Genomic DNA, 5,433 nt, shown 5'->3' with positions numbered 1-5,433 from the left:
GGTGAGTCGAGCTTGATGGGGAAGTTCGAGAATCCTCAATCGCACATCGTCATCACCTCCGACCATCTCCAGCAGATCGCAGACGTACTGACCCCGTACCTTCCTATTGGTGCCCGCGCCCTTCAGGACCGGTTCCCTGTTGCTGGCGCTGCCGGGGGTGAGGCAGACGCGGGCGTGGAGCGGCCGACCACCCGACCTGCTACGGAGTCGGCTGCCCTTTATGGCGGTGTTTCCCCTGCTGTGACGCAGGAGACGCGAGTCAGCGGCGACGCCGTGGTGGATGCGGCGCCTGCGGTGGACTACCGCATGGTGCACGAACTGGATCGCGACTATGTGGTGGAAAGTGATGAGGGGGAGAAGCTGTGGCGGTTCTCGAACCACCCGCCGGAGGAGATCTTCCGCAAGGGTTTCCACGCTGACAACCCCGAGAACGTTGTGGATCTTTTTGACTGGTCGTGTGAGAATCCCGATGCGCAGTTCGTCTCGACCACTCGTAATCAGGACTTGTGGTTCAAAGATCACAAGGGCGAGAAGCGTTATCGATATGGGATTGACTCGTCGCGTAACGGTGACCCTACCGGTGTTGATGTCAATGCCACTTTCGATCGGGCAAAACTGTGGCATGCCTTCCCTGAGGAGCAGGAGGTTGCTTTCACGGGATTGATCGATGCACGGGCTGTTGTGAGTGTCTACGACAGGGAGCTGGGTCGTACTGGTACGTGGAATCCGGACACTGATGAGGTTAAGTGGCGGAAGGGTGTCCACGACGCCCCGTCCGAGAGCCTGTCGGAGTTTGCGGAGCTGGATCGTACTGGTACGTGGAATCCGGACGCTGATGAAGAGGACGCGGACGTTATCGCTCTGGCCGATCTGGCCGAGGAGTACTCGGGGCCGGCCGTGCATGACAGTGTCGAGGTGCCCCGAACGTCCCAGACGGAGTCTGCGGACAGTGGCCTCGTTGCGGGGGGTGGCAAGCGGCACGGTGGTTCGGAGCCTTCGGCAGACGAGGACGACACCGATCGAAGCGCACAGCATGGGCCGAAGCGGCGCCGTATCGAGGTAGAGGCCGTCACCGGCGGTGGTGGCGAGGGCGTGGGAGACGAGGGCGCGAGCAGCGGCCAGGCAGACCCGGAAGCAGCATCCGCGGCCTTCGATGCGCTGCTCGGGTCGGAGTCCGGTCCACAGTCTGTTTCGACGGGCGGGCCTGCCGACGTGGACATGGAGGGCTCGGAGGAGTTCGCGGGTTCGGCTGGATCGGTGGGGCTTTCGTATGCGGTGGGTGAGGCTGCGTCCGGTGCAGTTGGTGCCTCGGACATGGTGCAGCAGGCCGAGACTGATGAGCAGACCGTGCCGGAGGCTGTCGATGCCGCACGGCGGGCGGGCCCCGGTGTGTTGTCCCTGGGTGATGGCCGGGTTGAGGACTCCTCGACGCAGGCTGGTGGGGCTGAGGCGGTGCCTTCGGCGGGTCCGAGTGTGCTGTCGGAAGGTTCGTCTCCGGGCCGGTTGTTGGGTTCGGGTGAGGTGCGTACTGATCGTTTCATCCCGCGGTCGGGGGAAGCGTTCGTCGTGGAGGTTGGCGAGGGCGGGTTGCCTGGTCGGGTACTGCCGGGCGGGTCGCGTAAGTCGGGTGAGTGGACGGAGGTCGGGTTTCTTTGGGAGTGGTATGCCGGTGACCGGCCCGGTCAGGAGACGGTCCGCCTGACCCGCCGGATCTTCCTCGACGACCAGGGTGTGGATTCGGGTCGGGTGGAGGTGATGCGGCGCAACGCCTTCGCGGGTTTGGCGGAGTTGAACGCGCAAGGGAGCCGGTTGCCGGCTGTCCAGCCGGAGGGTCTGGTCCATGGCCCGCATCTGCCGGGGCCGCGGTTGGAGCTTGCGGTGGAGTTCGTCGATTCCGAGGCGGACGCGCATGACGTGGTCCAGGTCAAGGACGGGCAGCCTCAGGCCCCTGGGGACATGGTGCAGAACGTCTGGTACACGCAGGCGTCTCGTGTGCTGCTTGCCCATGAAATCGCGCACGGTTACGGGCCCCGTGATGTACAGGCCCATGATGATGGGGCCCGTGATGGTGAGCGGGCCTTGTTGGCGTCGCCGCGTGATGAGCAGGGTCGGCCGCTGGGGGTGCGGCTGACTTCTCATGGGGATGAGGCGCAGCAGGCGGGTGAGGGCCGATGGGATCTGATGGGCCCGATCAACCTCGGTGAGCCGGGGCGGTCCTACGGGCTCACGCCTCATGAGCTCGGGCAGATCGCCGACATCCTGAGCCCCTTCCTCCACCACGGAGTCGGGGCTCCGAAGCCCCGTGTCGTGCAGGAGACGGCGTATGCGCGGCCGGCAGCCCCGGTCCGTTCCGACGAGGGGCTCGGGTTCGAGGACGGGCTCGGGTTCGATGTGGATATGGAGTCCGGGGACTTCGGGGACTTCGGTGTGTTTCCCGGTGATGACGGGGAGGTCGTGGGGTCGCGGGCGTGGGCTGGCGGGTCGGTGGATGAGGACGCGGCCGTTTTCGCTCTGGCCGAGGAGTACTCGGGGCCGGCCGTGCGTCCGGGTGCCCAGGCTGTTGCTCCGGCGGCGGACGGGGTGGATGACAGTGTCGAGGCGCCCCGAACGTCCCAAACGGAGTTTGCGGAGAGTGGCCTCGTTGCGGGGGGTGGCAAGCGGCACGGTGGGTCGGAGCCTTCGGTAGAGGAGGACGACACCGATCGAAGCGCACAGCATGGGCCGAAGCGGCGCCGTGTCGAGGTTGAGGCCGTCGCCGGCGGTGGTGGCGAGGGCGTGAGAGAGGAGGGCGCGGACAGCGATCAGGCAGCGCTGGAAGGAGCATCCGTGGCCATCGCTGCGCTGTTCGGGTCGGACTTCGGTCCGCAGTCTGTTTCGCCGGGCGAGCCTGCCGACGTGGACATGGAGGGCTCGGAGGAGGTTTCTGCCGGGCTGCGCGCGCTCCTGGACGAGGCGCGCTTGGACGAGTTGGAGGACCCGCCGGCAGCGGGGTTCGTGGATACGGTCACGGCTGCGCTGCTCGGGTCGGAGTCCGATCCGAGACCTGTTTCGACGGGCGAGCCTGCGGAGGTGGGTGCGGACGAGTGGGCCGAGGTGGCTGAGTTGCTCGGGTCGGAGTCCGATCCGAGCCCTGTTTCGCCGGGCGAGCCTGCGGAGGTGGGTGCGGACGAGTGGGCCGAGGTGGCTGCGCTGCTCGGGTCGGAGTCCGATCCGAGCCCTGTTTCGCCGGGCGAGCCTGCCGACGTGGACATGGAGGGCTCGGAGGAGTTCGCGGGTTCGGCTGGATCGGTGGGGCTTTCGTCTGCGGTGGGTGAGGCTGCGTCCGGTGCAGTTGGTGCCTCGGACCGGGGCGGGGCCGGCAGTGATGTGCGGCTGGGGCTGAAGGAGGCCGTTGATGATCTGAGGTCCAAACTGAGGTCGCTGAACGACCTGTTCGACGAGATTGGTGCAGGTATTGACGACAGGGCGGCCATCCAGGACGAGGACTGGGAATTCGTGTCGTCCAAGGTGGTGGACGCGATCCATCGTTATCGGGAAAAGTACCGCGATGCGCCGCGGTACGCAGACGGGGTGAAGGTCGCTCGGGAAGAATTGAAGTCGCTGCTTAAGTGGAAGACGTACGTATACATCGCCGGCCACCTTGGAGACGGCACCACGGCGAAGCAATTGTCAGATTTCAATAGATATCGAATACGTCTGCCATTGGCGACCTTGAAGAGGATTGATGGTCTGTATGCGGCTGAGGTGGGGACGGAACTGCCAGTGGAGCCGCTTGGCCCGCAGCAATCCTTTTTGAAGGAGGCCGTGGATGATCTGGTGCCCAAACTGAGTTCGCTGAATGCCCTGCGCAAGGAGCTCGAGAGGCTTGGTGTCCGTCCCCGTGATGGCGACATGACGGCCATCAAGGACGAGGAATGGGACCGGGTGTCGTCCAAGGTGGTGGAAGCGATCCATCTTTTGCGGGACACGTACCGCGATGCGCCGCAGTTGAAGGTCGCTCGGCAGCAATTGGAGTGGCTGCACAAGGAGAGGGAGTTCGCATACATTGCCGACTACCTTCGAGACGGCACCACGGCGAAGAAATTGGAAGAGTGCAGGTATGGTAGGGGCATTCTGCCATTGGCGACCTGGATGAGGATTGCTGAACTGTATGCGGTTGCGGGGGGGCCGGAACTGCCAGTGCAGCGGCTTCACCCGCAGCGGTCATTCTCGGAGGACGTTCCTGCCGGGCTGAGCGCGTTCCTGGACGAGGCGCGCTTGGACGAGTTGGAGGACCTGCCGGCCCCGGTCCCTTCCGACGAGGGGCTCGGGTTCGACGAGGGGCTCGGGTCGGAGTCCGATCCGAGGGCGGCCGCGCACCCTGTTGCTGGCGCTGCCGATGGTGAGGCAGACGCGGTGGTGGTGCGGCCGACCGCCCAACCTGCTACGGAGTCGGTTGCCCTTTCCGACGATGTTTCCCCTGCTGTGACGCAGGAGACGCGAGTCAGCGGCGACGCCGCGGTAGATGCGGCGCCTGCGGTGGACTACCGCATGGTGCACGAACTGGATCGCGACTATGTGGTGGAAAGCCTTAAGGGGGAGAAGCTGTGGCGGTTCTCGAACCGTCCGCCGGAAGAGATCTTCCGCGTGGGTTTCCATGCTGACGACCCCGAGAGCGTTGTGGATCTGCGGAAATGGGCGAGACGTAATCCCGCAGCGCAGTTCGTCTCGACCACTCGTGATCGTGAATTGTGGCATCGTTCGAGCCGCTTTCGATATGGGATTGACTCGTCGCGTAACGGTGACCCTACCGGTGTTGATGTCAATGGCACTTTCGATCGGCAAGCAGCGTGGAATTCCTTCCCTATGGAGCGGGAGGTTACTTTCACGGGATTGATCGATGCACGGGCTGTTGTGAGTGTCTACGACAGGGAGCTGGATCGTACTGGTACGTGGAATCCGGACACTGATGAGGTTGAGTGGCGGGAGGGTGTCCACGACGCCCCGCCCGAGAGCCTGTCGGAGTTTGCGGAGCTGGATCGTACTGGTACGTGGAATCCGGACGCTGATGAATCGGGGCCTGGTGCCCGTCCGGTCGGCCAGGTCAACACTTCGCCCCAGTCTGCGGCTGGTGACGGCTCCGGTGATGTGGTTGCTGCGGGTGTGGTGCAGCAGGCCGAGATCAATGAGCAGACCCTGCCAAGGGATATAGGTGCCGTGCGGCGACCGAGCCCGGGAGTGTCCCTGGAGAGTGATGGCCGGGGTCAAGGCTCCTCGACGGGGAGCGAGGGCCCTGGCCGGGAACAGGGCATCGCGCTGGTGGCCGGCCTGTCGGCCGAAGGTGAGGAAGTCTCGAGTGAGGCTGGTGGGGCTGGGACGGTGCCTTCGGCCGCTCCGAGTGTGCTGTCGGGGGGTTCGTCCGGTCCGGGCCGGTTGTTGGGCTCGGGTGAGGTG

The 5,433-nt window shown here is 65.0% G+C and carries 1 protein-coding gene; it reads left to right on the top strand.

Annotation, left to right across the window (positions count from 1 at the left end):
- Positions 1 to 15: 15 nt before the first annotated feature.
- The coding region (locus ABT001_RS35655) for a scabin-related ADP-ribosyltransferase (RefSeq protein ID WP_502967583.1) at positions 16 to 5,433 on the top strand (5,418 nt) is incomplete at its 3' end.

The sequence above is a fragment of the Streptomyces sp. NPDC002793 genome (assembly GCF_040295485.1).
Lineage (GTDB): Bacteria > Actinomycetota > Actinomycetes > Streptomycetales > Streptomycetaceae > Streptomyces.
The sequence above is the reverse complement of the archived record's forward strand: the minus strand, read 5'-3'. Positions and strand labels throughout refer to the sequence as shown.